This is a genomic window from Streptomyces piniterrae, assembly GCF_005048155.1.
GTDB classification, from domain to species: domain Bacteria; phylum Actinomycetota; class Actinomycetes; order Streptomycetales; family Streptomycetaceae; genus Streptomyces; species Streptomyces piniterrae.
In genome coordinates, this window is the sequence record NZ_SUMB01000017.1 from 58,761 (window position 1) to 80,336 (window position 21,576).

At 71.1% G+C, this 21,576-nt stretch carries 20 protein-coding genes; 16 read left to right on the forward strand and 4 right to left on the reverse strand.

All coding sequences use genetic code 11. The features are described 5' to 3' along the window. Positions 1–41: 41 nt before the first annotated feature. Together dnaJ and FCH28_RS35100 are read left to right on the forward strand one after the other, a co-directional pair. Positions 42–1,217 (forward strand): molecular chaperone DnaJ, encoded by a 1,176-nt coding sequence (gene dnaJ, locus FCH28_RS35095; RefSeq protein ID WP_136744436.1) that lies wholly within the window; start codon positions 42–44, stop codon positions 1,215–1,217. 1 nt (position 1,218) lies between these two features. After that, entirely contained in the window at positions 1,219–1,677 is a 459-nt protein-coding gene (locus FCH28_RS35100) for a heat shock protein transcriptional repressor HspR (RefSeq protein ID WP_136744439.1), read from the forward strand. A gap of 87 nt (positions 1,678–1,764) precedes the next feature. Here the strand turns inward: FCH28_RS35100 and FCH28_RS35105 are convergent, their stop codons facing one another. From FCH28_RS35105 to FCH28_RS35120, 3 genes are all read right to left on the reverse strand, one after another. Further along, positions 1,765–2,169, reverse strand: coding sequence for a hypothetical protein (locus FCH28_RS35105; RefSeq protein WP_136744440.1), 405 nt, complete (start codon positions 2,167–2,169; stop codon positions 1,765–1,767). A 547-nt stretch (positions 2,170–2,716) separates the two neighbouring features. After that, positions 2,717–3,121, reverse strand: a complete 405-nt coding sequence (locus tag FCH28_RS35115) for a pyridoxamine 5'-phosphate oxidase family protein (RefSeq protein ID WP_136744444.1) — start codon at positions 3,119–3,121, stop codon at positions 2,717–2,719. 29 nt (positions 3,122–3,150) lie between these two features. Next, the gene (locus FCH28_RS35120; RefSeq protein ID WP_136744446.1) at positions 3,151–3,732 is read right to left on the reverse strand and encodes a Uma2 family endonuclease; all 582 of its coding nucleotides are present in this window, start codon (positions 3,730–3,732) and stop codon (positions 3,151–3,153) included. A 181-nt stretch (positions 3,733–3,913) separates the two neighbouring features. Between FCH28_RS35120 and clpB the strand changes: the two genes are divergently transcribed. Next, the gene (gene clpB, locus FCH28_RS35125; protein WP_136744448.1) at positions 3,914–6,559 is read left to right on the forward strand and encodes an ATP-dependent chaperone ClpB; all 2,646 of its coding nucleotides are present in this window, start codon (positions 3,914–3,916) and stop codon (positions 6,557–6,559) included. Between the two features lie 137 nt (positions 6,560–6,696). Continuing rightward, the gene (locus FCH28_RS35130; RefSeq protein WP_136744450.1) at positions 6,697–7,233 is read left to right on the forward strand and encodes a YbjN domain-containing protein; all 537 of its coding nucleotides are present in this window, start codon (positions 6,697–6,699) and stop codon (positions 7,231–7,233) included. Positions 7,234–7,414: 181 nt separating this feature from the next. Here the strand turns inward: FCH28_RS35130 and FCH28_RS35135 are convergent, their stop codons facing one another. Beyond that, positions 7,415–8,593, reverse strand: a complete 1,179-nt coding sequence (locus FCH28_RS35135; protein ID WP_136744452.1) for a pyridoxal phosphate-dependent aminotransferase — start codon at positions 8,591–8,593, stop codon at positions 7,415–7,417. A gap of 176 nt (positions 8,594–8,769) precedes the next feature. Between FCH28_RS35135 and FCH28_RS35140 the strand changes: the two genes are divergently transcribed. The 12 genes from FCH28_RS35140 to FCH28_RS35195 all read left to right on the forward strand — a co-directional run bounded on the left by FCH28_RS35140 (position 8,770) and on the right by FCH28_RS35195 (position 21,535). Next, positions 8,770–9,042: a hypothetical protein gene (locus tag FCH28_RS35140; RefSeq protein ID WP_136744454.1), complete on the forward strand. Its 273-nt coding sequence runs from the start codon at positions 8,770–8,772 to the stop codon at positions 9,040–9,042. A gap of 493 nt (positions 9,043–9,535) precedes the next feature. Beyond that, positions 9,536–10,057 (forward strand): DUF2617 family protein, encoded by a 522-nt coding sequence (locus FCH28_RS35145; RefSeq protein ID WP_136744456.1) that lies wholly within the window; start codon positions 9,536–9,538, stop codon positions 10,055–10,057. Positions 10,058–10,247: 190 nt separating this feature from the next. Next, a complete protein-coding gene (locus FCH28_RS35150; protein ID WP_136744458.1) occupies positions 10,248–12,035 on the forward strand; it encodes a polyamine aminopropyltransferase in 1,788 nt (595 codons plus the stop codon). A gap of 155 nt (positions 12,036–12,190) precedes the next feature. After that, a complete protein-coding gene (locus FCH28_RS35155; RefSeq protein ID WP_136744460.1) occupies positions 12,191–13,108 on the forward strand; it encodes an SRPBCC family protein in 918 nt (305 codons plus the stop codon). A gap of 158 nt (positions 13,109–13,266) precedes the next feature. Next, positions 13,267–14,133, forward strand: coding sequence for an aldose epimerase family protein (locus FCH28_RS35160; protein WP_136744462.1), 867 nt, complete (start codon positions 13,267–13,269; stop codon positions 14,131–14,133). 10 nt (positions 14,134–14,143) lie between these two features. Next, positions 14,144–14,686, forward strand: a complete 543-nt coding sequence (gene pyrE / locus FCH28_RS35165) for an orotate phosphoribosyltransferase (RefSeq protein WP_136744464.1) — start codon at positions 14,144–14,146, stop codon at positions 14,684–14,686. 233 nt (positions 14,687–14,919) lie between these two features. After that, positions 14,920–16,017, forward strand: coding sequence for a class II fructose-bisphosphate aldolase (gene fbaA / locus FCH28_RS35170; RefSeq protein ID WP_281289782.1), 1,098 nt, complete (start codon positions 14,920–14,922; stop codon positions 16,015–16,017). A gap of 120 nt (positions 16,018–16,137) precedes the next feature. Then, a complete protein-coding gene (locus tag FCH28_RS35175; RefSeq protein WP_136744468.1) occupies positions 16,138–17,652 on the forward strand; it encodes an MFS transporter in 1,515 nt (504 codons plus the stop codon). A gap of 94 nt (positions 17,653–17,746) precedes the next feature. Then, positions 17,747–18,160, forward strand: coding sequence for a DUF3151 domain-containing protein (locus tag FCH28_RS35180; RefSeq protein WP_136744470.1), 414 nt, complete (start codon positions 17,747–17,749; stop codon positions 18,158–18,160). A 345-nt stretch (positions 18,161–18,505) separates the two neighbouring features. After that, entirely contained in the window at positions 18,506–19,330 is an 825-nt protein-coding gene (locus FCH28_RS35185) for a tryptophan 2,3-dioxygenase family protein (RefSeq protein WP_136744548.1), read from the forward strand. Next, a complete protein-coding gene (gene kynU / locus FCH28_RS35190) occupies positions 19,323–20,687 on the forward strand; it encodes a kynureninase (protein WP_136744472.1) in 1,365 nt (454 codons plus the stop codon). Before FCH28_RS35185 ends, kynU begins: the two co-directional genes overlap by 8 nt. Beyond that, positions 20,684–21,535: an alpha/beta hydrolase family protein gene (locus FCH28_RS35195; RefSeq protein ID WP_136744474.1), complete on the forward strand. Its 852-nt coding sequence runs from the start codon at positions 20,684–20,686 to the stop codon at positions 21,533–21,535. The genes kynU and FCH28_RS35195 overlap by 4 nt, the downstream gene beginning before the upstream one ends. Positions 21,536–21,576: the final 41 nt, after the last annotated feature.

Sequence of the window (21,576 nt, forward strand, 5' to 3'; positions counted from 1 at the left end):
ACGACAGCAGAGAAAAAAGAGCGGAAGGAGGGACGTCGGGGATGAGCACCAAGGACTTCGTGGAGAAGGACTACTACAAGGTCCTCGGCGTCCCGAAGGACGCCACCGAGGCGGAGATCAAGAAGGCGTACCGCAAGCTGGCCCGGGAGAACCACCCGGACGCCAACAAGGGCGACGCCAAGGCCGAGGAGCGCTTCAAGGAGATCTCCGAGGCCAATGACGTCCTGGGTGACGCCAAGCGCCGCAAGGAGTACGACGAGGCGCGCGCGCTGTTCGGCAACGGCGGCTTCCGCCCGGGACCCGGCGGCCCCGGCGGCAGCTTCAACTTCGACCTGGGCGACCTCTTCGGGGGCGGCTCCCAGGGCGGCGGCGGAGCCGGCGGCTTCGGCGGCGGGCTCGGGGACGTCTTCGGCGGCCTGTTCAACCGTGGCGGCGCGGGGACGCGCAGCCACGCGCGGCGCGGTCAGGACATCGAGTCCGAGGTGACGCTCAGCTTCACCGAGGCGGTCGACGGGGCCACGGTCCCGCTGCGGATGTCCAGCCAGGCGCCGTGCAAGGCGTGTTCGGGCACCGGCGACAAAAACGGTACGCCTCGGGTCTGCCCGACGTGTGTCGGCACCGGACAGGTCAGCCGGGGCGCGGGCGGCGGCTTCTCGCTCACCGACCCGTGCGCCGACTGCAAGGGCCGCGGCCTGATCGCCCAGGACCCCTGCGAGGTCTGCAAGGGCAGCGGGCGCGCGACGAGTTCCCGCACCATGCAGGTCCGCATCCCCGCGGGCGTCTCCGACGGGCAGCGCATCCGGCTGCGCGGCAAGGGCGCCCCGGGCGAGCAGGGCGGCCCGGCCGGCGATCTGTATGTCGTGGTGCATGTCGACGCCCACCCGGTCTTCGGCCGCAAGGGCGACAACCTCACCGTCACGGTGCCGGTCACCTTCCCGGAGGCCGCGCTGGGCGGCGAGGTGAAGGTGCCGACGCTGGGCGGCCCGCCGGTCACGCTCAAACTGCCGGCCGGCACCCCCAACGGACGCACCATGCGGGCCCGAGGCAAGGGCGCGGCCCGCAAGGACGGCACCCGGGGAGACCTCCTGGTCACCATCGAGGTGGTCGTCCCCAAGGACCTCAGCGACAAGGCGAGGGAGTCGCTGGAGTCCTATCGCGAGGCGACCGCGGGGCAGGACCCGCGGGCGGAGCTGTTCCAGGCCGCGAAGGGAGCTTGAGATGGACAGCCGGGGCGGGCAGCGTCGTAACCCATATGAACTGACCGAAGAGTCGCCGGTGTACGTCATCTCCGTCGCGGCTCAGCTCTCCGGGCTGCATCCGCAGACCCTGCGGCAGTACGACCGGCTGGGCCTGGTCTCTCCCGACCGCACGGCCGGCCGGGGGCGTCGCTACTCGGCCCGCGACATCGAACTGCTGCGCACCGTCCAGCAGTTGTCGCAGGAAGAGGGCATCAACCTCGCCGGCATCAAGCGCATCATCGAGCTGGAGAACCAGGTCGCGGCCCTCCAGCAGCGGGTCGTCGAGCTGCAGGGCGCCCTGGAGGGCGCGGCCAGCGCGATGCAGCAGCGGGAGGCGGCGGTGCATGCCTCGTACCGCCGTGACCTGGTGCCGTATCAGGATGTGCAGCAGACCAGTGCGCTGGTGGTGTGGCGGCCCAAGCGGTCGTCGTCGGAGTAGGCGGGGCGCGCCGCTGCCGACAGGGACCTCTCATGCGGGGAAGGGCCGGGGAAACCCGGCCCTTTTCGTGTCCTGCCGGTGGTGGTCTCAGCAGCCGTTGTAGCCGGCGGTCGGCATCGAGAGCCGGCGGTGCACATGCGACTTCATCGCCAGGGTGTAGACGGGCTCGTCGAGATCGGCGGTCTCCAGGCGCACGCCGGCGGCGGCGCAGCGTGCGGTGAATTCGTCGGCCCCGTCGATGGCGTTCTCCAGCGCCCGGCGGTTGGGCGTCACGAACACATCGACCAGGCCTTCCTCCACATCGCTCCACAGCGCACTGTGGTCGGCGCGCAGCTGGTGCAGGCTGAGCTGGCAGGTCAGGTGGTAGTCACGGGCCGCCGCCCACTGTTTGCACATGTCGTGCTGGCTGCGGTCGTCGACCAGGAACGGATCCTCGTCCAGCTCGGACAGCGGCATCAGGCAGGCGATCGCCGTCACTCGGACCGAGTTCATCGTGCCCTCCGGGGCGTGGCGACTGTGGGGGCGACGATACCCCCGCAGACGGCCCGGGGTGGAGGGGCTGTACCGGGTGGCGAGGCGTAACCGCAGGCGTGGCAGATCTTCCATCCGTCCTGGTTGACCGCGAGCTGGCCGCCGCAGCGCGGGCAGAGCTCGGCGTGTGGCGGTGGCCATGGGGGTCCTCCCTGTTCATGGGGGTCCCCCCGCTCGAACGAAGTTGAGAGTGGGGGAGAAGTCGAGACCTTGGGGGAGGGTTCGGGGTGGCGGGGAACGGTCGTCGCGATGCGCAGTGCAGACGCCATGCGGCCTCCAGCTGCCGTGTATTGCCCGGGAGAGGTCCGAAGCGGTCCGCTGTCTGCGCGGGGCTGTTCGGTTTCCTACGGTCCTGGGTACCAGGCGGGGACCAACGGATGCGTAAGGAAGGGCGATTTCCAGCCAGGTCCGGACCGCGTACCGGCTGTGTACGAGCCGCCTACGGGCCGTGTGCGGGCCGGGCGCGGCGCATGTCTGGAACCCGGGACCCGCAGGCGTCGGCTCGGCGTCAGGCCCGCCCGAGCGCCTTGGTCACCGCGATCTCGATCATCACGCGATCGGGGTTGGGCGTCGGCGTCCGCCCGTAGCGCGCGGCGTACCGGTTCACCGCGTCCGCCACCGACTCCGCGTCCGTACGCACCCGCGCGACGCCCTCCAGCGTCGCCCAGCGGCCGCGGTCCACCTGGCAGACGGCGACGGCGGCCCCGTCCGGACCTGCGGCGAGGATGTTCTTGACCTTGGTGCTGTCCTTGCGGGTGATCACCCGCGCGATCCGCTGCCCGGCGTCGAAGGTGACACCGACCGGCACGACATGCGGGGTGCCGTCGGTACGCAGCGTGGTCAGCGTGCACATGAAGTACTCGTCCCAGAAGGCGAGGTACGCGGGGGCGAGGGCGGTGAGGTCGTGGGCCATGGGGGGGAGGGTAGTCGGGGCCCGGCAGATCAGAGGAAGTCGGAGGTCTCCAGGTCGAAGGAGAAGGGGGCGGGGAGGGGGACGGGTTTGCCGAAGGGCGTGGAATGGCTCTCGCGGTAGTCCCCGTCCTTCGGCTCGCTGAAGAGCGTGACCGTGGACTTGTCGCGGTCGACGAGGAGGTAGAGCGGAATGCCGGCGCGGGCGTATCCGTGCCGCTTGGCGACGCGGTCGTTGCGTGGTCTGGTCGACGTCACCTCGATGACCATGGCTACGCCGTCGCTGGCCATCCAGGGGCTGGCACCCCGGAAGAGGCGCAGAGCGCGCGGGGCAATGGTGGCATCGGGGATCACGTGGTCCGCGGGGTTGGGTTCCAGGCCGGGAAGCTTGAGTCCTTTGCCGCCGTACCAGCGCATGGCGGTCGCTGACGCGCTCACCACCTGCTCGTTCATCGCGGCCAGGTACTCCTCGTGATCGCCGTCCGTCGGCGGTGTCACAACAATGTCCCCCTCGATGAGCTCGGCCCGGAACCCCGTCGGGGTTTCCAGGGCCAGAAAGCCTTCCAGGAGGATGTCGTCGTGCGTGGGCATCGGCTCGTGTGCCATAGCCGTCATGCTGCACCTCCTTGTGGTCGAAGGCCAGTGTTGCCAGGGGATGCCAACGGCGAAGGCGCGTTCGGCGTCGTTCACCCGGAAGAGTCGCCTTGAGTGGAATAGACTCAACTTATCGCACGTTAGAACAAGCAAGACCCTTCAAGACCGTTGTCAGGCACCGCACGAGGAGGAGTACGGGCACGTGGACGCCGAGCTGACCAACAAGAGCCGGGAGGCGCTGAGCGCCGCCAACGAGCGGGCGGTCACCGCCGGGCATGCGGACATGACGTCCGCGCATCTGCTGCTCGCGCTGCTGGCCGGGCAGGACAACGACAACATCATGGATCTGCTGGCGGCCGTCGACGCGGACGCCGCCGCGCTGCGCGACGGCGCCGAGCGGCAGCTCGCCGCGCTGCCCAGCGTGCAGGGCTCGACCGTCGCGCCCCCGCAGCCGGACCGCGATCTGCTCGCCGTCATCGCGGACGCCTCGCAGCGCGCCAAGGAGCTCGGTGACGCGTACATCTCCACCGAGCACCTGCTGATCGGCATCGCGGCCAAGGGCGGCAGGACCGGTGAGCTGCTGGCGCAGCAGGGCGCCACCGCCAAGAAGCTGCTGGCCGCGTTCGAGGAGAGCCGGGGCGGGCAGCGGGTGACCACCGCGGACCCGGAGGGCACCTACAAGGCGCTGGAGAAGTTCGGTACGGACTTCACCGCCGCGGCCCGCGAGGGCCGGCTCGACCCGGTCATCGGCCGGGACCACGAGATCCGCCGCGTGGTGCAGGTCCTCTCGCGGCGTACGAAGAACAACCCGGTGCTGATCGGCGAGCCGGGCGTCGGCAAGACCGCCGTCGTCGAAGGGCTTGCGCAGCGCATCGTCAAGGGCGATGTGCCCGAGTCGCTGCGCAACAAGCGGCTCGTGGCGCTCGACCTGGGCGCGATGGTCGCCGGCGCGAAGTACCGCGGTGAGTTCGAGGAACGGCTGAAGACCGTCCTGGCGGAGATCAAGTCCAGCGACGGCCAGATCATCACCTTCATCGACGAACTGCACACGGTCGTCGGCGCGGGCGCCGGCGGCGACTCGTCCATGGACGCGGGCAACATGCTCAAGCCGATGCTGGCCCGCGGCGAGCTGCGGATGGTCGGCGCCACCACCCTCGACGAGTACCGCGAGCGGATCGAGAAGGACGCGGCGCTGGAGCGGCGCTTCCAGCAGGTGCTGGTCGCCGAGCCGACCGTCGAGGACACCGTGGCGATCCTGCGCGGCCTCAAGGGACGTTACGAGGCGCACCACAAGGTGCAGATCGCCGACTCGGCCCTGGTCGCCGCGGCCACCCTCTCCGACCGCTACATCACCTCCCGTTTCCTCCCGGACAAGGCCATCGACCTGGTCGACGAGGCCGCGTCCCGGCTCCGTATGGAGATCGACTCCTCGCCCGTCGAGATCGACGAGCTCCAGCGCGCCGTCGACCGCCTCAAGATGGAGGAACTGGCGCTCAAGAACGAGACCGACGCCGGCTCCGTCCAGCGGCTGGAGAAGCTGCGCAAGGACCTCGCCGACAAGGAGGAGGAGCTGCGCGGCCTGACCGCCCGTTGGGAGAAGGAGAAGGAGGGCCTCAACCGGGTCGGTGAGCTGAAGGAGCGGCTCGACGATCTGCGCGGCCAGGCCGAACGCGCCCAGCGGGACGGCGACTTCGACACCGCGTCCAAGCTGCTCTACGGCGAAATCCCCAGCCTGGAAAGGGAGTTGGCGGAGGCCGCCGAGGCCGAGGCGGAGCAGGAGGCGACCAAGGACGCCGCGGGCGGCAAGGGGCCCATGGTCAAGGAGGAGGTCGGCCCGGACGACATCGCCGACGTCGTCGGCTCCTGGACCGGTATCCCCGCCGGCCGTCTCCTCGAAGGCGAGACGCAGAAGTTGCTGCGTATGGAGGAGGAGCTCGGCAAGCGGCTGATCGGGCAGGACGAGGCGGTGCGCGCCGTGTCGGACGCGGTACGCCGTTCCCGCGCGGGCATCGCCGACCCCGACCGGCCCACCGGCTCGTTCGTCTTCCTGGGCCCGACCGGCGTCGGCAAGACCGAGCTGGCCAAGGCGCTCGCGGACTTCCTCTTCGACGACGAGCGGGCGATGGTCCGTATCGACATGAGTGAATACAGCGAGAAGCACAGCGTTGCCCGGCTGGTCGGCGCGCCGCCCGGCTATGTCGGCTACGAGGAGGGCGGCCAGCTGACGGAGGCGGTCCGCCGCCGCCCGTACAGCGTCATCCTGCTGGACGAGATCGAGAAGGCGCACCACGAGGTCTTCGACATCCTGCTCCAGGTCCTCGACGACGGCCGGCTCACCGACGGCCAGGGCCGCACCGTCGACTTCCGCAACACCATCCTGATCCTCACCTCCAACCTGGGCTCCAACGTCCTGATGGACCCGTTGCTCAAGGAGGACCAGAAGAAGGAGAAGGTCCTGGAGACGGTCCGCGCCTCGTTCCGCCCCGAATTCCTCAACCGCCTCGATGACCTGGTGGTCTTCCATCCGCTGGGCACCGAGCAGCTGCAGCGGATCGCCCGCATCCAGATCGATCATCTCCAGCGCCGGCTTGCCGACCGCCGCCTCGCCCTGGACGTCACCGACCGCGCCCTGACCTGGCTCGCCTGGCTCGGCCAGGAACCGGTCGTCGACGCCCCCGCCCCCGACCTCTCCTATGGGGCCCGCCCACTGCGCCGTCTGGTCCAGACGGCCATCGGCGATCAGCTCGCACGCGCCATTCTGGCCAGCGAGGTGCTGGACGGGGACACCGTGCGGGTGGACGTGGACGGCGACCATCTGTCGGTGGAGGCGGTGCGGGCGGCGGCCTGACCTGCCCGCCGAGGACCGGGCCGGGCCGCCGGCGTCCGCCGAAACGGCGGCGTGTCCCGTCCCGTCCGGCCGGGGCTTGCCAGAACGGGGCGGAGATGGTGGAGGATGGCAATTGACCATACGAAGGGAATTCCACGGTGAGCATCGACCCGTCCTCGATTCCGAATTTCGGGGGCCAGCCCGAGCCCGAACCGCAGCCGTCGGGTCCTGAGGGGCCCGTCGTGCCCGACCAGGACCTGGTCAAGCAGCTCCTCGACCAGATGGAGCTGAAGTACGTAGTCGACGAGGAGGGTGACCTCGCCGCCCCGTGGGAGCAGTTCCGCACGTACTTCATGTTCCGTGGCGAGGAGGAGCAGCAGATCTTCTCCGTCCGTACGTTCTATGACCGCGCCCACGGCATCGACGAGAAGTCGAAGCTGCTGGAGGCGATCGACGACTGGAACCGCCGGACGCTGTGGCCCAAGGCCTACACCCACACCCACGACGACGGCACCGTCCGTCTGATCGGTGAGGCATCGATGCTGATCGGCACCGGTGTCTCGCTCGAACACTTCGTTTCGAGCACGGTCAGCTGGGTCCGCGCCTCGATCGAGTTCGACAAGTGGCTCGTCGAGCAGCTGGGCCTGGAGGCCGAGATCGACCCGGACAGCAAGCCGGGCGACGACGAGGACTGATCCTCGGCCGTCCCGAACCCGGCTGCGCGGGCCCCTGGAGCGATCGGCTCCGGGGGCCCGTGTCTTTGGGTGAGCGGGTGGCAGCCGGGAGTGTCTGCGGCCCCGGGCGGCGAATTCTCCCGCCGCCTGCGCACCAGCCTCGAATGCCTCCGGTCACCGCCGCGGAGCGGCCCGGGGCCGTTCAGAGAGCCCGGAGTCGGCTGACGGCCTCCTCCAGCACCTTTTCCTGTTTGCAGAAAGCGAAGCGTACGAACGGCGCTCCCTGGTCCTTGTGGTCGTAGAAGACCGCGTTGGGAATCGCGACGACGCCGGCCCGTTCCGGCAGGGCGCGGCAGAAGGCGAAGCCGTCGTCGTAGCCGAGGGGCCTGATGTCGGTGGTGATGAAGTACGTGCCGGACGGCCGGAATACCCGGAATCCCGCCTCGGTCAGACCGCGCGCCAGGATGTCGCGTTTTCTGCGCAGGTCGTCCCGTAGCGCGGTGTAGTAGCTGTCGGGCAGTGCGAGGGCCTCGGCGACCGCGTATTGGAAAGGGCCCGCGGAGACATAGGTGAGGAATTGCTTGGCGGAGCGGACGGCGGTCACGAGTTCCGGGGACGACGTCACCCAGCCGACCTTCCAGCCCGTGAACGAGAACGTCTTGCCGGCCGAGCCGATGGTGACGGTGCGTTCGCGCATGCCGGGAAGCGAGGCGAGGGGGATGTGCTCGCCCTCGAAGACCAGGTGTTCGTAGACCTCGTCGGTGATGACGAGGAGGTCGCGTGCCACGGCCAGCTCGGCGATCGCGGTGAGTTCGTCGCGGGTGAGGACGGTGCCGGTCGGGTTGTGCGGGGTGTTGAGGAGGATGAGGCGGGTGCGGTCGGTGACGGCGTCCCGTAGTTCGTCCAGGTCGAGGGCGTACGCACCGGTCTCCGGGGCCGGGCGCAGGGTGACCGGGACGCGGGTGCCGCCCGCCATCGCGATGCAGGCGGCGTACGAGTCGTAGTACGGCTCCAGCGCGATGACCTCGTCGCCCGGTTCGAGGAGGGCGAGCAGTGCGGCGGCGATGGCCTCCGTGGCGCCGGCGGTGACCAGGACCTCGGTGTCGGGATCGGAGGCCAGGCCGAGGTGCCCGTAGAAGCGCTTCTGGTGCTCGGCGACGGCGGTACGGAGTTCGGGGATGCCGGGGCCGGGCGGGTACTGGTTGCCGAGGCCGTCGCGCAGGGCGCGTACGGCCGCCTCGCGGACTTCCTCGGGGCCGTCGGTGTCGGGGAATCCCTGGCCGAGGTTGATGGAGCCGGTGCGTACGGCGAGCGCCGACATCTCGGCGAAGATCGTGGTGCCGAACTCGGCGAGGCGGCGGTTGAGCAGCGGTCGGTCCATGTGCGCCATCCTCCGCCGAACCTCTGGACTTCCTCAACTGTGCTTTGAGCTGTTTCGGGCCAGGGCATCAGCCCCGCACGAAGGACAACGACGGCCGTCGACGACGGCCAGCGGCGCACGGGGCGCCGGACGGAGCGGATGCCTCGCTTCGGGGGAAGGAAAGGAGTGTGAGGCAGATGGGGATCGTGATTTTCCTGGGAATCTGCGTGGTGGTGATCGTCCTGGTGGCGGCGGCCTCGCGGAGCGGTTCTGGCACGGGGGGCAAGCGTGGCGGCCGGTACTCGGGATCGAGCGGCGGCAGCTGGTGGGCCGGCGGCGCCAGCTCCGGATCGAGTTGCTCGACCAGCGGGCACCACGGCTGCGGCGGTGGCTCCTCCTGCGGCGGTTCCTCCTCCTGTGGGGGCGGCGGTGGCGGTGGTGGCTGCGGTGGCGGCGGGGGCGGTTGCTGACGGAGCCGGGACGGTTCCACAGGGGACCACGTGGTTTCTGAGGGAATTGCGGCCTCTCGTGCGGGTCGTGCTCATGGTGCGCTTGATGCCGTGAGTACGACGGTGCGGGAGGCCTTTTCCGCGCCGGTAATCACCACCGTCCGCCGGTCTTCCGCACGGCGCTCACCCCCGCCGCGAAGCCCCTCCCGAGCTGCACACATGCACGCGGCTCATGCCCCTCCGCATATGCTCCCGGCGGGCGTCACAGGCAGCTCCAACGCCTTTTGTCAGATTGCCAGTTGAACAACTGAACTGCTTAGCCCTCTAGGGGATGGAAACCCGGCGAAGATGGGTAAAAACGCTGTGGGCGAGGCCCCTTTCATGATTCCCTCTCCTTTGAGAATCCCCCAGTTCTCGCATCCCACGTGGGCACGAGCCGGCAGGCAGTCATACATCCCTGATCCCTTTCGGGCGGGCCGGCCCACCATCCACTGCGTGTTTGCGGAGCCGACCCATGCTCACGACCCTGAAAACGGCTTACACCGATACCCGTGCATCTGATCTGGCCTGGGCTCTGGACAGGGAACCCCTGCCCGCCCTGGCCGTGCTCGACCTCCAACTAGACGACGCCCGGGTCCAGTTGAGACTCCTGGGGGCTTCTCATCAGGTGCTTCTCGAAGAGGAGCACGGCAGTTGTTCCGAGACGGTCGCCTGTATGCCGGGAAGCAGTACGCCGCTTCCGCTGGGCGTGGCGAAGCGGCTGGGCGACTGGGAATACGAATTCGCCGCGCATGTCGAGACGCTGTCGCGCGGCTCGTTCGCGGGGCGCGCACAGGAGTTGCTCGCGCTGGTCGCCGAACACCCGCACGGCCTCGCCGGTACGTTTCCCGGCTCGCCGCACGCCTTCACCGCGATGCTCGCGCAGCGCCAGCCCGGACAGGTGCACTGGCGGACCTGGCATGCGTACCCGCAGGAGGGCCGGTTGGTGGCCACGCGTACCCGCGTCGGCGTACGGGCGGCGGTCGCGGCGGTCTAGAGGTGCCGCAGTGGTGGTGGGGGCGGGTGTCCCGGGGGATGCCCCAAGTGGTGTGCGGCGGGAGTCCTACGGGGTGCGGGCGGCGTGTCTATCCGCGTCTCCAGGCGTGTCTCCATCCCGTGGTGTGGACCGCAGAGTGCACTCGTGTGGGTGACAAAGAGGTACCGAACCCTCACGTAGCGTTCATTTCATGATCGACCCGCCAGAGCCCGCTCTCACCGGCGCCCTCAGGCCGCCGGAAGCCATGGAACCGGCGCGGCTGCCCGTGTCGTCCGGGCTCGGCCGGCTGCTCGTCCTCGCCGTCGTCTTCGTCTGCGCCGCCTGCGGTCTGGTCTACGAGCTCGAACTGGTCGCCCTGGCCACGTACTTGGTCGGCGACTCCGTCACCCAGGCCTCCGTCGTGCTGTCCGTCATGGTCTTCGCGATGGGCGGCGGCGCGCTCCTGGCGAAGCGGCTGCGCTGCCGGGCCGCGGTCGGGTTCGGCACGGTCGAGGCCGCCCTCGCGCTCGTCGGCGGCACCTCGGCGATGGCGCTCTACGCCTGCTTCGCGTGGTTCGGCCAGTCCCGCTCCGCGCTCGTCGGCTTCTCCCTGGTCATCGGCGTACTGATCGGCGCCGAAGTGCCGTTGTTGATGACGCTGATCCAGCGGGTCCGACGCCAGGACGCGGGAGGCGCGGTCGCCGATCTCTTCGCCGCGGACTACGTCGGCGCGCTCGTCGGCGGCCTGGCCTTCCCCTTCCTTCTGCTGCCGTGCCTGGGGCAGTTGACCGGTGCGCTGGTCACCGGCGGCGTCAACGCGGTGGCCGGGGGCGCGCTCGTACTGTGGCTGTTCCGCCGCGATCTGACCGCCCGCGCACGCTGGACGCTGCTCGTCATCAACGCGCTGGTGCTCGCCCTGCTCGCCGCGGGCATGATGCTGGTCACGCCCTTCGAACAGGCCGCCCGGCGCGCGGTGTACGGCTCGGCGGCGCGGGTCGCGGTGCAGACCGACTTCCAGGAAGTGGTGATGACCGGCGGCACGGGCGGCGGAGCCGGTGCGGGACGGGGGAGGAAAGGTTCCGGCCGGCCGCTGGAGCTCTACCTCGACGGCCGGCTGCGGGTCAGCGCGAGCAACGAGTACCGCTACCACGAGGCGCTGGTGCATCCGGCGATGGCGGGCGGCCCGCGCGGCCGGGTGCTGGTCCTCGGCGGCGGCGACGGCCTCGCGGCGCGCGAGATCCTCCGCTACCGCTCGGTCCGCTCGGTGACCGTCGTCGAACTCGACCCCGGCGTCGTGCGGTTGGCGCGTACCGACCCCGGTCTGTCCGCCCTGAACCGGCGCTCGCTGAGCGATCCGCGGGTGCGGGTGGTGACGGCGGACGCCTTCGACTGGCTGCGGCAGCGGGGCGCGTCCCGCGGCGGCCGGCGCCCGGCGCCCTACGACGTCATCGTCTCCGACCTCCCCGATCCCGGGATCACCGCCAGCACCAAGCTCTATTCACAGGAGTTCTACGGCCTCGCGACGCGGCTCCTGGCCGACGACGGGCGACTGGTGGTGCACGCGGGGTCCCCGGTCACACGGCCGCGGACCTATTGGACGGTGGAGGCGACGCTGCGATCGGTGGGCCTGTCGACCGCCGCATACCGCATGACCGGCCGGCCCACGGACTTCTCCGGCGGCCCGGACCGCGAGCTCGGCTTCCCCACGCCCGGCGGTACGCCCAGTTCGCCCGGCCTCGTAGGCCCGGCCGAGCCGGACGAGCCGGACGCGCCCGTCGGCCCGGTGGGCCCGGGCGGCGCCCCGTCCCGGGACGGGGCGCACTACTGGGGCTTCGTGCTCGCCGCCCGTCAGCCGCCGCACCCGTCCCTGGCACCCGACGCACCCCCGCTCGCGGCCATCACCCACCACAGCCTGAACGCCAGCGTCCGCGCCTCCGACCGCGCCCGAATCCCGGGCCTGCCCGCATCGACACTGATGCATCCGCGCTATCGGGAGTAGGGGCGGGGGGCGGGCGAGACTGGAGACGCCTGTCGTAAGGGGCAGGTAGCGCCTTGCCGGGCCCGCGCTGTGCGCCAAGGCTCCTGAGACGCATGTGCAGAAAGTTGGGCGGGAGCGGGCACGGGTCTGGGGGGTGCTGGGTAGGCTCCCATGTCATGGAGCATGAGGTGTACGTTCCGTTTCCCGTCGGGACCGTGCGGCAGGCGCTCACCGAGCCCGAGCGGGTGGCGCGCTGTGTGCCGGGCGTCCAGCTCGACGCCGACGCTGCCCCGGAGATCCCCGAAGGCCGCCTGAGGCTTCGTATCGGCAGCTCCACCATCACCTATCGCGGCACGCTGATGGTCACCGACGCGGGCGCCGAGGGCGGCTCCGGTGACGGCGCCGCGGATGCCGCGGACGGCGCGGTGACGGTCGAGGCGCGGGGCAGCGAGGCGCGGGGTGACGGGTCGGTGGCGCTGACCCTGACCGTCCGGCTGTCCCCGGCCACCGATCCCGGTCCCGGTACGACGCTGGCCTGCACCGGCACGGTCAGCGGCGACGGCCGGTTCGCCGACGTCTCCGCTCAGTCCGCCGAGACCGCGGGCCGTCGCCTGCTGGACCGGTTCGCGGCGAACCTGGCCGTGGACCTGGAGAAGCGCCCTGTGGCCAGGCCGGACGCGGGCGAGGAGGCGGCCGAGGGGCGCGCCGAGCCGTCCGGCCACGGAGTCTTCGACACCGAGGTGCCGCCGCCGTCGCTCGATCCGTTCAGCGACATGGACGAGGCCGCGGATGCGTCGGAGGCCGTGGAAGCCGGCGATCTGGCCGAGGTGGGCGATACGGATGACGCGTACGACTACCGCTACGAAGACGAGCCGGCGAGTGCCGCGCCCGCCGAGGCCGCGCATGCCCGCCGCACGATGATCGGACGCAGCGCGGAGGAGGTCGACCATGCGCCGCCGCGCGGCCGGTACGCCCCGGTGCCCGCGCCCGAGACCAGCGGGACCTCGGCGGCGCTGCGCTGGGCGGCGCCCGCCGCCGCGGTGGTGCTGGCGTCCGCCGTGGTCGTCGGCCGGGTGCTGCGCCGCCGCCGTTGATGTGCGGCCGAGGCTGCAGGGGCCGTAGGGGCCGCCGTTGACGTTGCCTCTGAGGCCGCAGGGGCCGGAGAGGCCGCTGTTGACGCTGCGCCGCCGTTGACGAGCGACCGGCGCCCGAGACCGGGGGACACCGCGTCTCCTCGTCTAGGGTCGGTTCCGTGAGCACCGACAACATCGCGCAGAGCGCGTCGCAGACGCGGTCGGACGGCGTGCGGCTGGCCGCCGGAGATGCCGAACTGACCGTCCATCCGGACAACGGCTGCCGCATCGGCAGCCTGCGCGTCGGCGGGCTGGAACTGCTGCGGCAGGGCGCCAAGTACGGCTGTTTCCCGATGGTTCCGTGGTGCGGCCGGATCGACCACGGGCGGTTCCGCAGCGGCGCCGAGCTGCACCAGATGCCGGTGAACTCCCCGCCGCACGCCATCCACGGCACCGGCCGCAACCTCCGCTGGCACACCGCGCGTTCGAGCGCGACGGCGGCCGCCTTCACCTATGATCTCGCCGATCCGGCGGCCCCCTGGCCGTATCCGGGGACCGTCACCCAGCTCGTCGAGCTTGCCGAGGACGGCCGTTCGCTCACCCTCACCCTGGGCGTCGAGGCGAGCGGCGACTCCTTCCCGGCGCAGGCCGGCTGGCACCCCTGGTTCGTACGGAACCTCGCCGCGGCCGGGGCCGAGAGCGGCACCGGGGCATCGGCGCAGCTCGACTTCGCCGCCGAGTGGCAGGAGGAGCGCGGCGCCGACCACCTCCCGACCGGCCGGCGGCTCGTGCCGAAGCCCGGTCCCTGGGACGACTGCTTCGGCATGCCGCGCGGTGTGGACGTCACCCTGACCTGGCCGGGCCTGCTGGAGCTGAAGATCACCAGCCGCGCCGAGTGGGTCGTGGTCTACGACGAGCAGGACGCGGCGGTCTGTGTCGAGCCGCAGTCCGGCCCGCCGAACGGCCTCAACACGCTGCCGCGCCTGGTCACGCCCATCGACCCCCTGGAGATCTCCACGACGTGGAGCTGGAAGCCGCTGGCTTAAGCTCATGCGCATGAGCGAGGACGTACGTGGCGAGCTGCTGCAGCAGATCAAGGACAAGGCCGTGGTGCACGGCAAGGTGATTCTTTCCTCCGGCAAGGAGGCCGACTACTACATCGACCTGCGCCGGATCACTCTGGACGGCGAGGCGTCGCCGCTGGTCGGCCAGCTGATGCTGGATATCACCGCCGATCTCGACTACGACGCCGTCGGCGGGCTGACGCTCGGCGCCGACCCGGTCGCGACGTCGATGCTGCACGCCTCCGCCGCGCGCGGCCGCCGGCTGGACGCGTTCGTCGTCCGCAAGGCGCAGAAGGCGCACGGTATGCAGCGCCGTATCGAGGGGCCGGACATCAAGGGCCGCCGGGTCCTGGTCGTCGAGGACACCTCCACCACCGGTGGTTCGCCGCTGACCGCCGTCGAGGCCGCGCGCGAGGCGGGTGCCGAGGTCGTCGCGGTCGCCACGATCGTCGACCGCGGTGCCGCGTCGGCCATCGCCGAGGCCGGCGTGCCGTACATCACCGGCTACCAGCTCGGTGATCTTGACCTGGGCTGAGTGGCCTGACGTCCGGGCCGAGTGGCCCGACATGAGTCCGGGGCGGGCGCACATCGGCGCCGGTCGCCTTGTGAGGGAACGGCCGCTGAGTCGTGACATACTCCCCGGCAGTTTGCCCTGGTGGCTCTGACCTGCGACTTCCTCAAAGGGAGGTTGGTTTCACGTGAAACCGACCTCCCTTTGGGTGGGGCTGCAGTGTGGGCGATGTGGAGCAATCCGGTGAGTCTGGGAAGATGACCCCGGCGAAGTCGTCGCCCCCAAGGTCAGGGCCAAGCACGCACACCTCGCACATCACAAGGAGCGGACAGATGCCCATCGCAACTCCCGAGGTCTACAACGAGATGCTGGACCGGGCGAAGGCAGGCAAGTTCGCCTACCCGGCCATCAACGTCACGTCGACGCAGACGCTGCACGCCGCGCTGCGTGGCTTCGCCGAGGCCGAGAGCGACGGCATCATCCAGATCTCCACCGGTGGTGCGGAGTTCCTGGGTGGCCAGTACAACAAGGACATGGTGACCGGCGCCGTCGCGCTCGCCGAGTTCGCGCACGTCGTGGCCGCCAAGTACGACATCACCGTCGCGCTGCACACCGACCACTGCCCCAAGGACAAGCTCGACGGGTATGTCCGCCCGCTGCTGGACGTCTCCGCAGAGCGTGTCGCCAAGGGCCAGAACCCGCTGTTCCAGTCCCACATGTGGGACGGCTCGGCCGAGACCCTCGCGGACAACCTGTCCATCGGCCAGGAGCTGCTCGCCAAGGCCGCCGCCGCCAAGATCATCCTTGAGGTCGAGATCACCCCGACCGGTGGCGAGGAGGACGGCGTCACCCACGAGATCAACGACGAGCTCTACACCACGGTCGAGGACGCGCTGCGTACCGCCGAGGCGCTGGGCCTGGGCGAGAAGGGCCGCTACCTGCTCGCCGCCTCGTTCGGCAACGTCCACGGCGTCTACAAGCCGGGCAATGTCGTGCTCCGCCCCGAGCTCCTGAAGGACCTCCAGGAGGGCGTCGCCGCGAAGTACGGCAAGGCCGCTCCGTTCGACTTCGTCTTCCACGGCGGCTCCGGCTCCACCGAGGAGGAGATCGCCACCGCGCTGGAGAACGGCGTGGTCAAGATGAACCTGGACACGGACACCCAGTACGCCTTCACGCGCCCCGTCGCGGACCACATGTTCCGCAACTACGACGGTGTGCTGAAGGTCGACGGCGAGGTCGGCAACAAGAAGACCTACGACCCGCGCAGCTGGGGCAAGCTGGCCGAGGCGGGCATGGCCAAGCGCGTCACCGAGGCGTGCGCGAACCTGCGCTCCACGGGCACGAAGCTCAAGTAGTCACCAGGCTCACGTAGTACCGAACGGCGGCTCGGCCCCGTACGGCTTCAAGGCCCCGCATCTCCCGAGGTGCGGGGCCTTCGGCGTGCGCGCACCCGCGCCGAAGGGCAAGCTCGCCGTATGAGCGAACGGCTTGTGCCCGAGGTCCCCGGGGTCCGGCTGGCCTCGCGGCAGGGGCACTGGGTGCTGGCGACGACAGTGCTGGGCTCGGGCATGGCGATGCTGGACAGCACCGTCGTCAATGTCGCCCTGCCGAGGATCGGCGCCGACCTGGACGCGGATCTGGCGGTACTCCAGTGGACCGTCACCGCCTACATGCTCACCCTCGCCTCGCTGATCCTGCTGGGCGGGGCGCTCGGCGACCGGTACGGGCGGCGCCGGATCTTCGTGATCGGCGTGGTGTGGTTCGCGGTTGCCTCGCTGTTGTGCGGTCTCGCGCCGCATGCCGGGGTGCTGATCGCGGCCCGTGCGCTCCAGGGCGTCGGCGGGGCGCTGCTGACGCCGGGCTCGCTGGCGCTGATCCAGGCCGTGTTCCGTCCGGACGACCGGGCGCGGGCGGTCGGCGCCTGGTCGGGCCTCGGCGGGATGGCCGCGGCGGTCGGACCGTTCGTCGGCGGCTGGCTGGTGGACGGCCCTGGCTGGCGCTGGGTGTTCTTTCTGAACGTGCCGCTGGCGGCGGTGTGCGTCCCGGTGGCGCTGCGGTACGTCCCCGAGACCCGGGAGAGCATGGCGGACGGGCACCACGGCTTCGACGTACCGGGCGCGGTGTTGGGGGCGCTGTCGCTGGCCGGGGTGACCTATGCGCTGATTGCCGCGCCGGATCGGGGTGCCTCGGCGAGCGTGATCGTTCCGGCGGTGGTCGGGCTGCTGCTCGGCGCGGTCTTCGTGCGCGTCGAGCGGCAGCGGGCGGATCCGATGCTGCCACCGGCGATCTTCGCGATCCGGCAGTTCACGGCCGTCAACGCGGTGACGCTGTGCGTCTATGCGGCATTCAGCGGCTTCTTCTTCCTCTCCGTGCTCCAGCTCCAGGTCGTGGCGGGCTACTCGGCATTGGAGGCCGGTACGGCACTGCTGCCCACGACCGTGCTGATGCTGTTGTTGTCCGCCCGCTCCGGGGAGCTGGGCCAGCGCATCGGTCCGCGAATCCCGCTCACCGTCGGACCTGTGCTGTGTGCCGCGGGCATGCTGTTGATGATGCGGGTGGGTGTCGGCGCGTCGTATCCCGCCGATGTGCTGCCCGCGCTGGTGGTGCTCGGGGTGGGGATGGTGACGCTGGTCGCGCCGCTCACCTCCACCGTGCTGGCTTCGGTGGACGTGGACCGGGCGGGTCTGGCCAGCGGCATCAACAACGCGGCCGCGCGGGCCGCCGGCCTGGTGGCGGTGGCCGCGCTCCCGCTGTTGGTGGGCATGGGCCCGGACGCGTACCGCTCGGCCGACGAGTTCGCCGCGACGTTCCGCCGTGCGATGCCGCTGTGCGCGGCCGTGCTGCTGGTCGGTGCGGTGATCGCCTGGCTGACCGTACGCTCCGACGTACTGCGCGCCGCGAAGGCCGGTGCCGAGGAGCCGTGCCACCCGGAGTGCACGTACCACTGCGGGGTGAGCGCACCCCCGCTGGATCCGGGGGAGTCGGCGTAGTTCTTCGCCTCCACCGCAGGTCAGGCGGAGACGCGGCGGACGCGAGCGCAGCGGACCGACGGGAAAGCCTATGACGCGGGGGACAATAGGACGCATGGCCATTCACGAGAACCTGCTCGGGGGACCGCCCCCGACCCACCTGCCCGACGACCCGGAGCCCCGCGAGCTGCTCGCCGCCGGCACCGCCCCGTCCGATGTCGCCGCGAAGTACCCGACCTCCTCCCTGGCCTGGGCGCAGCTCGCGGACGACGCGTTCGAGGGCGGCCGGGTCGTCGAGTCGTACGCCTACGCCCGCACCGGCTACCACCGTGGCCTGGACGCGCTGCGCCGGGCCGGCTGGAAGGGCCACGGCCCGGTGCCCTTCGAGCACGAGCCCAATCGCGGCTTCCTGCGCGCACTGCACGCCCTCGCCCGCGCCGCGCAGGCGATCGGCGAACAGGAGGAGTACGAGCGCTGCACGACCTTCCTGCGCGACTCCTCCCCGACGGCGGCCGACACCCTCGGCTGACCCGCTTGGCCGCCCGGCGCCGGGGCTGATGCCCTGCCCGGCACCGGGCGGGAACGCCGGGCACGACCCCGCAGCACCGGCACGATCCAGGGGCCGGCCGCATGATCGCGGTCGGCCCTTGCGCGGTCCGGGTCGAGCACCGATGATTTCAATGGGCCGGGTCATCCCGCGCCCGAGGGGACCGGGGCTCCAAAGCCGACAAGGAAGGAGCGGACCGCTACCCGGTAGTTCGCACCTGAGGAGTCCCTCATGTCGCAGCCTTCACCCATTCCTTCCTCGTCCGGTTTGTCCGGTTCCAGCGGTTCGTCTCCCGGTTCGCCTCCCGGTTCCTCGTCTGGCGACACCATGGATCCGCCGTTCGCCCCCGATCTGAGCATCGGCAGCCGGACCACGACCCCGTACGAGGACTACGTCCAGGCGGGCGTGCTCACCCACCTCCAGCACCCGCTCTCCGACGACCCCGGCGAGATGGTCTTCCTGGTCACCACCCAGGTCATGGAGCTGTGGTTCACCGTCATCGTCCACGAGTGGCAGACCGCCGCCGACGCGCTGCGCCGGGACGATCTGGCCGTGGCGATGGACGCGCTCAAGCGCTCCACGTACGAGCTGGAGGCGCTGAACGCCGCGTGGAAGCCGCTGGCCAGGCTGACCCCGGCGCAGTTCAACGCGTACCGTGGCGCGCTCGGCGAGGGGTCCGGGTTCCAGTCCGCGATGTACCGCCGGCTGGAGTTCCTGCTCGGCGAGAAGTCCGCCTCGATGCTGGTGCCGCACCGTGGCGCGCCGCGTGAGTACGCCGAGCTGGAGAAGGCGCTCCAGGAGCCGAGCCTGTGGGACGAGGTGCTGCGGCTGCTCGCGCGCCGCGGGTACCCGATCCCGGATGCCGTGCTGCGGCGCGATCCCACCCTTCGTCATGAACCGGACCCGGCCGTGGAGGCCGTCTGGGCGGAGATCTTCGCCGGTCCGCAGGAGTCCGAACTGGTCCGGCTCGGTGAGGCGCTGACCGATGTCGGCGAGCTGGTCTGGCGCTGGCGCAACGACCATCTGGTGGCGACCCGGCGGGCGATGGGCGCGAAAATGGGCACCGGCGGTTCCGCGGGGGTGGCCTGGCTGGAGAAGCGGGCCCGCAAGAACGTCTTCCCCGAGCTGTGGACGGCGCGTAGCCATGTCTGAGACCCCCGAGACCCCCCAGAACCCTGCGAACGCCGAGACCCCCGAGAACCCTGAGACTCCCGGAGCTCTCGACGACGGGGAACACGCCGCGCACGCCCGCCAGTTGGACGCCGGCGATCCGCTCGCCGCGCTCCGCGACCGCTTCACCCTCGACACTGCGTCTGATCAGGCATCTGGCGATGCGGGCATCTACCTCGACGGCAACTCCCTCGGCGCGCTGCCCCGCGCCGTGCCCGGCCGGATCGCCGAGGTCATCGCCCGCGAATGGGGCGAGCTGCGCATCCGGTCCTGGACGGAGGCCGGCTGGTGGACCGCGCCCGAGCGGATCGGCGACAAGATCGCGCCGCTGGTCGGGGCGGCACCGGGCACCGTCGTGGTCGGCGACTCCACCAGCGTCAATGTCTTCAAGGCCGTGGTCGGCGGTATCCGGATGGCCGGAAAGGGCTGCACGGAAATCCTGGTCGACGCGACGACGTTCCCCACCGACGGCTACATAGCGCGCTCCGCGGCCCGGATGACCGGCCTCGCGGTGCGGCCCGTAGAGCCCGCACGGATCGCCGACGAGGTCACCGAGCGGACCGCGCTCGCGCTGGTCAACCATGTCGACTACCGCACCGGCCGGCTCAACGACCTGCCCGGCATCACCAACGCCCTGCACTCCGCCGGCGCCCTCGCCGTCTGGGACCTCTGCCACAGCGCCGGGGCCCTGCCGGTCGGCCTGGACGCGCACCACGTCGATCTCGCCGTCGGCTGCACCTACAAGTACCTGAACGGCGGCCCGGGTTCGCCCGCGTACCTCTATATACGCGAGGGCCTCCAGGACCGTTTCGAGTCACCCCTGCCCGGCTGGAACTCGCATGTCGCACCGTTCGGGATGGATCCCGCCTATGCCCCCGCCGAGGGCATCGTCCGCGGCAGGGTCGGCACCCCCGACATCCTGTCGCTGCTCGCGCTGGAGGCGGCGCTGGAGGTCTGGGACGGCGTATCCATCGAGGACATTCGCACCAAGAGCCTCGCCCTGACCGACTTCTTCCTCGACTGCGTGGCCGGCTACGCGCCGCCCGGCCGGGTCCGTTCGGTCACGCCGTACGACCACAGGTGGCGCGGCAGCCAGGTCTCGCTGGAGTGCGCGCGGGCCGGCGAGGTCATGAACGAGCTGATCAGGCGGGGTGTGGTCGGCGACTTCCGGGAGCCCGACGTGCTGCGTTTCGGCTTCACCCCGCTCTACACCTCCTTCGCGGACGCGGAGCGGGCGGCGCGGGTGCTCGGCGAGGTGCTCCGGGCGCTCCCGGAGGAGGGGCCGTCGACGGGCCCGGCGACGGACCCGGGCCCTGAGCCTGCCGGGGCCGGCGGGTGAGCGCACCGGACGAGGAGTCGGCGCTGCTGGGGCTCGCCCCGGTGGCGCCGGACCGGACGGTGGCCTACGGGCCGCATCCGGACCAGATCGTGGACCTGTACGGACCCGAGGGCACGTACAGACCCGGGGACATGTACGGGCCGAAGGGCGCGGGCCCTGGCCAGGGCGCCCGCCCGCTGGTCGTCCTGCTCCACGGCGGGTTCTGGCGCGCCGCCTACGACCGCCGACATCTGTCGCCGCTCGCCGCGGCGCTGGCCGGTCATGGTCTGCCGGTCGCGCTGGCCGAGTACCGCAGGGTCGGCGCGGGCGGCGGCGCGCCGCAGACGTTCGAGGATGTGGCGGCGGCGATCGGGGCGGCGGCGCACGAGGCCGGCGCGTCCCGCGGTCTCGTCCTCGTCGGGCACTCCGCGGGCGGCCATCTCGCGCTGCTCGCCGCCGCCCGGCCCGGCACCCCGGTCACGCGGATCATCGCCGTCGCGCCGGTCGCCGACCTCGCCCGCGCCCACGAGCTGGACCTGAGCGAGGGCGCGGTGGCCGAGCTGCTCGGCGCCGGGCGGGGCAAGAGCGCTGGTCAGGGGCTCGCGGACCGGATCGCCGCCGCCGACCCGATGCGTCAACCCCGGCTCTCCCACATCCCCGTCACGATCCTCCACGGCGCCGACGACCCTGACGTCCCACCGGAAATCTCCCGCCGCTACGCCGCCGCCCACCCCGCCGCCACGACGCTCCGCGAGCTCCCCGGCGTCGGCCACTACGCCCCCGTCACCCCCGGCACCCCCGCTTTCCGCACCCTCCTGACCACCTTGCTCGACCCCCGACCGTCGGCCGCCCTACTCCGTAGTACTTGAGACGGACGCTCCGAGATCCCCACTGGTGGGGACGCCTCCGC

Coding starts and splice junctions, on each gene's coding strand:
- FCH28_RS35180 (WP_136744470.1), top strand. CDS start 17,747: ATGGCCATTCACGAGAACCTGCTCGGGGGACCGCCCCCGACCCACCTG.
- fbaA (WP_281289782.1), top strand. CDS start 14,920: ATGACCCCGGCGAAGTCGTCGCCCCCAAGGTCAGGGCCAAGCACGCAC.
- FCH28_RS35185 (WP_136744548.1), top strand. CDS start 18,506: ATGGATCCGCCGTTCGCCCCCGATCTGAGCATCGGCAGCCGGACCACG.
- FCH28_RS35145 (WP_136744456.1), top strand. CDS start 9,536: ATGCTCACGACCCTGAAAACGGCTTACACCGATACCCGTGCATCTGAT.
- kynU (WP_136744472.1), top strand. CDS start 19,323: ATGTCTGAGACCCCCGAGACCCCCCAGAACCCTGCGAACGCCGAGACC.
- FCH28_RS35105 (WP_136744440.1), bottom strand. CDS start 2,169: ATGAACTCGGTCCGAGTGACGGCGATCGCCTGCCTGATGCCGCTGTCC.
- FCH28_RS35115 (WP_136744444.1), bottom strand. CDS start 3,121: ATGGCCCACGACCTCACCGCCCTCGCCCCCGCGTACCTCGCCTTCTGG.
- FCH28_RS35150 (WP_136744458.1), top strand. CDS start 10,248: ATGATCGACCCGCCAGAGCCCGCTCTCACCGGCGCCCTCAGGCCGCCG.
- FCH28_RS35140 (WP_136744454.1), top strand. CDS start 8,770: ATGGGGATCGTGATTTTCCTGGGAATCTGCGTGGTGGTGATCGTCCTG.
- FCH28_RS35135 (WP_136744452.1), bottom strand. CDS start 8,593: ATGGACCGACCGCTGCTCAACCGCCGCCTCGCCGAGTTCGGCACCACG.
- dnaJ (WP_136744436.1), top strand. CDS start 42: ATGAGCACCAAGGACTTCGTGGAGAAGGACTACTACAAGGTCCTCGGC.
- FCH28_RS35120 (WP_136744446.1), bottom strand. CDS start 3,732: ATGACGGCTATGGCACACGAGCCGATGCCCACGCACGACGACATCCTC.
- FCH28_RS35175 (WP_136744468.1), top strand. CDS start 16,138: ATGAGCGAACGGCTTGTGCCCGAGGTCCCCGGGGTCCGGCTGGCCTCG.
- pyrE (WP_136744464.1), top strand. CDS start 14,144: ATGAGCGAGGACGTACGTGGCGAGCTGCTGCAGCAGATCAAGGACAAG.
- FCH28_RS35100 (WP_136744439.1), top strand. CDS start 1,219: ATGGACAGCCGGGGCGGGCAGCGTCGTAACCCATATGAACTGACCGAA.
- FCH28_RS35155 (WP_136744460.1), top strand. CDS start 12,191: ATGGAGCATGAGGTGTACGTTCCGTTTCCCGTCGGGACCGTGCGGCAG.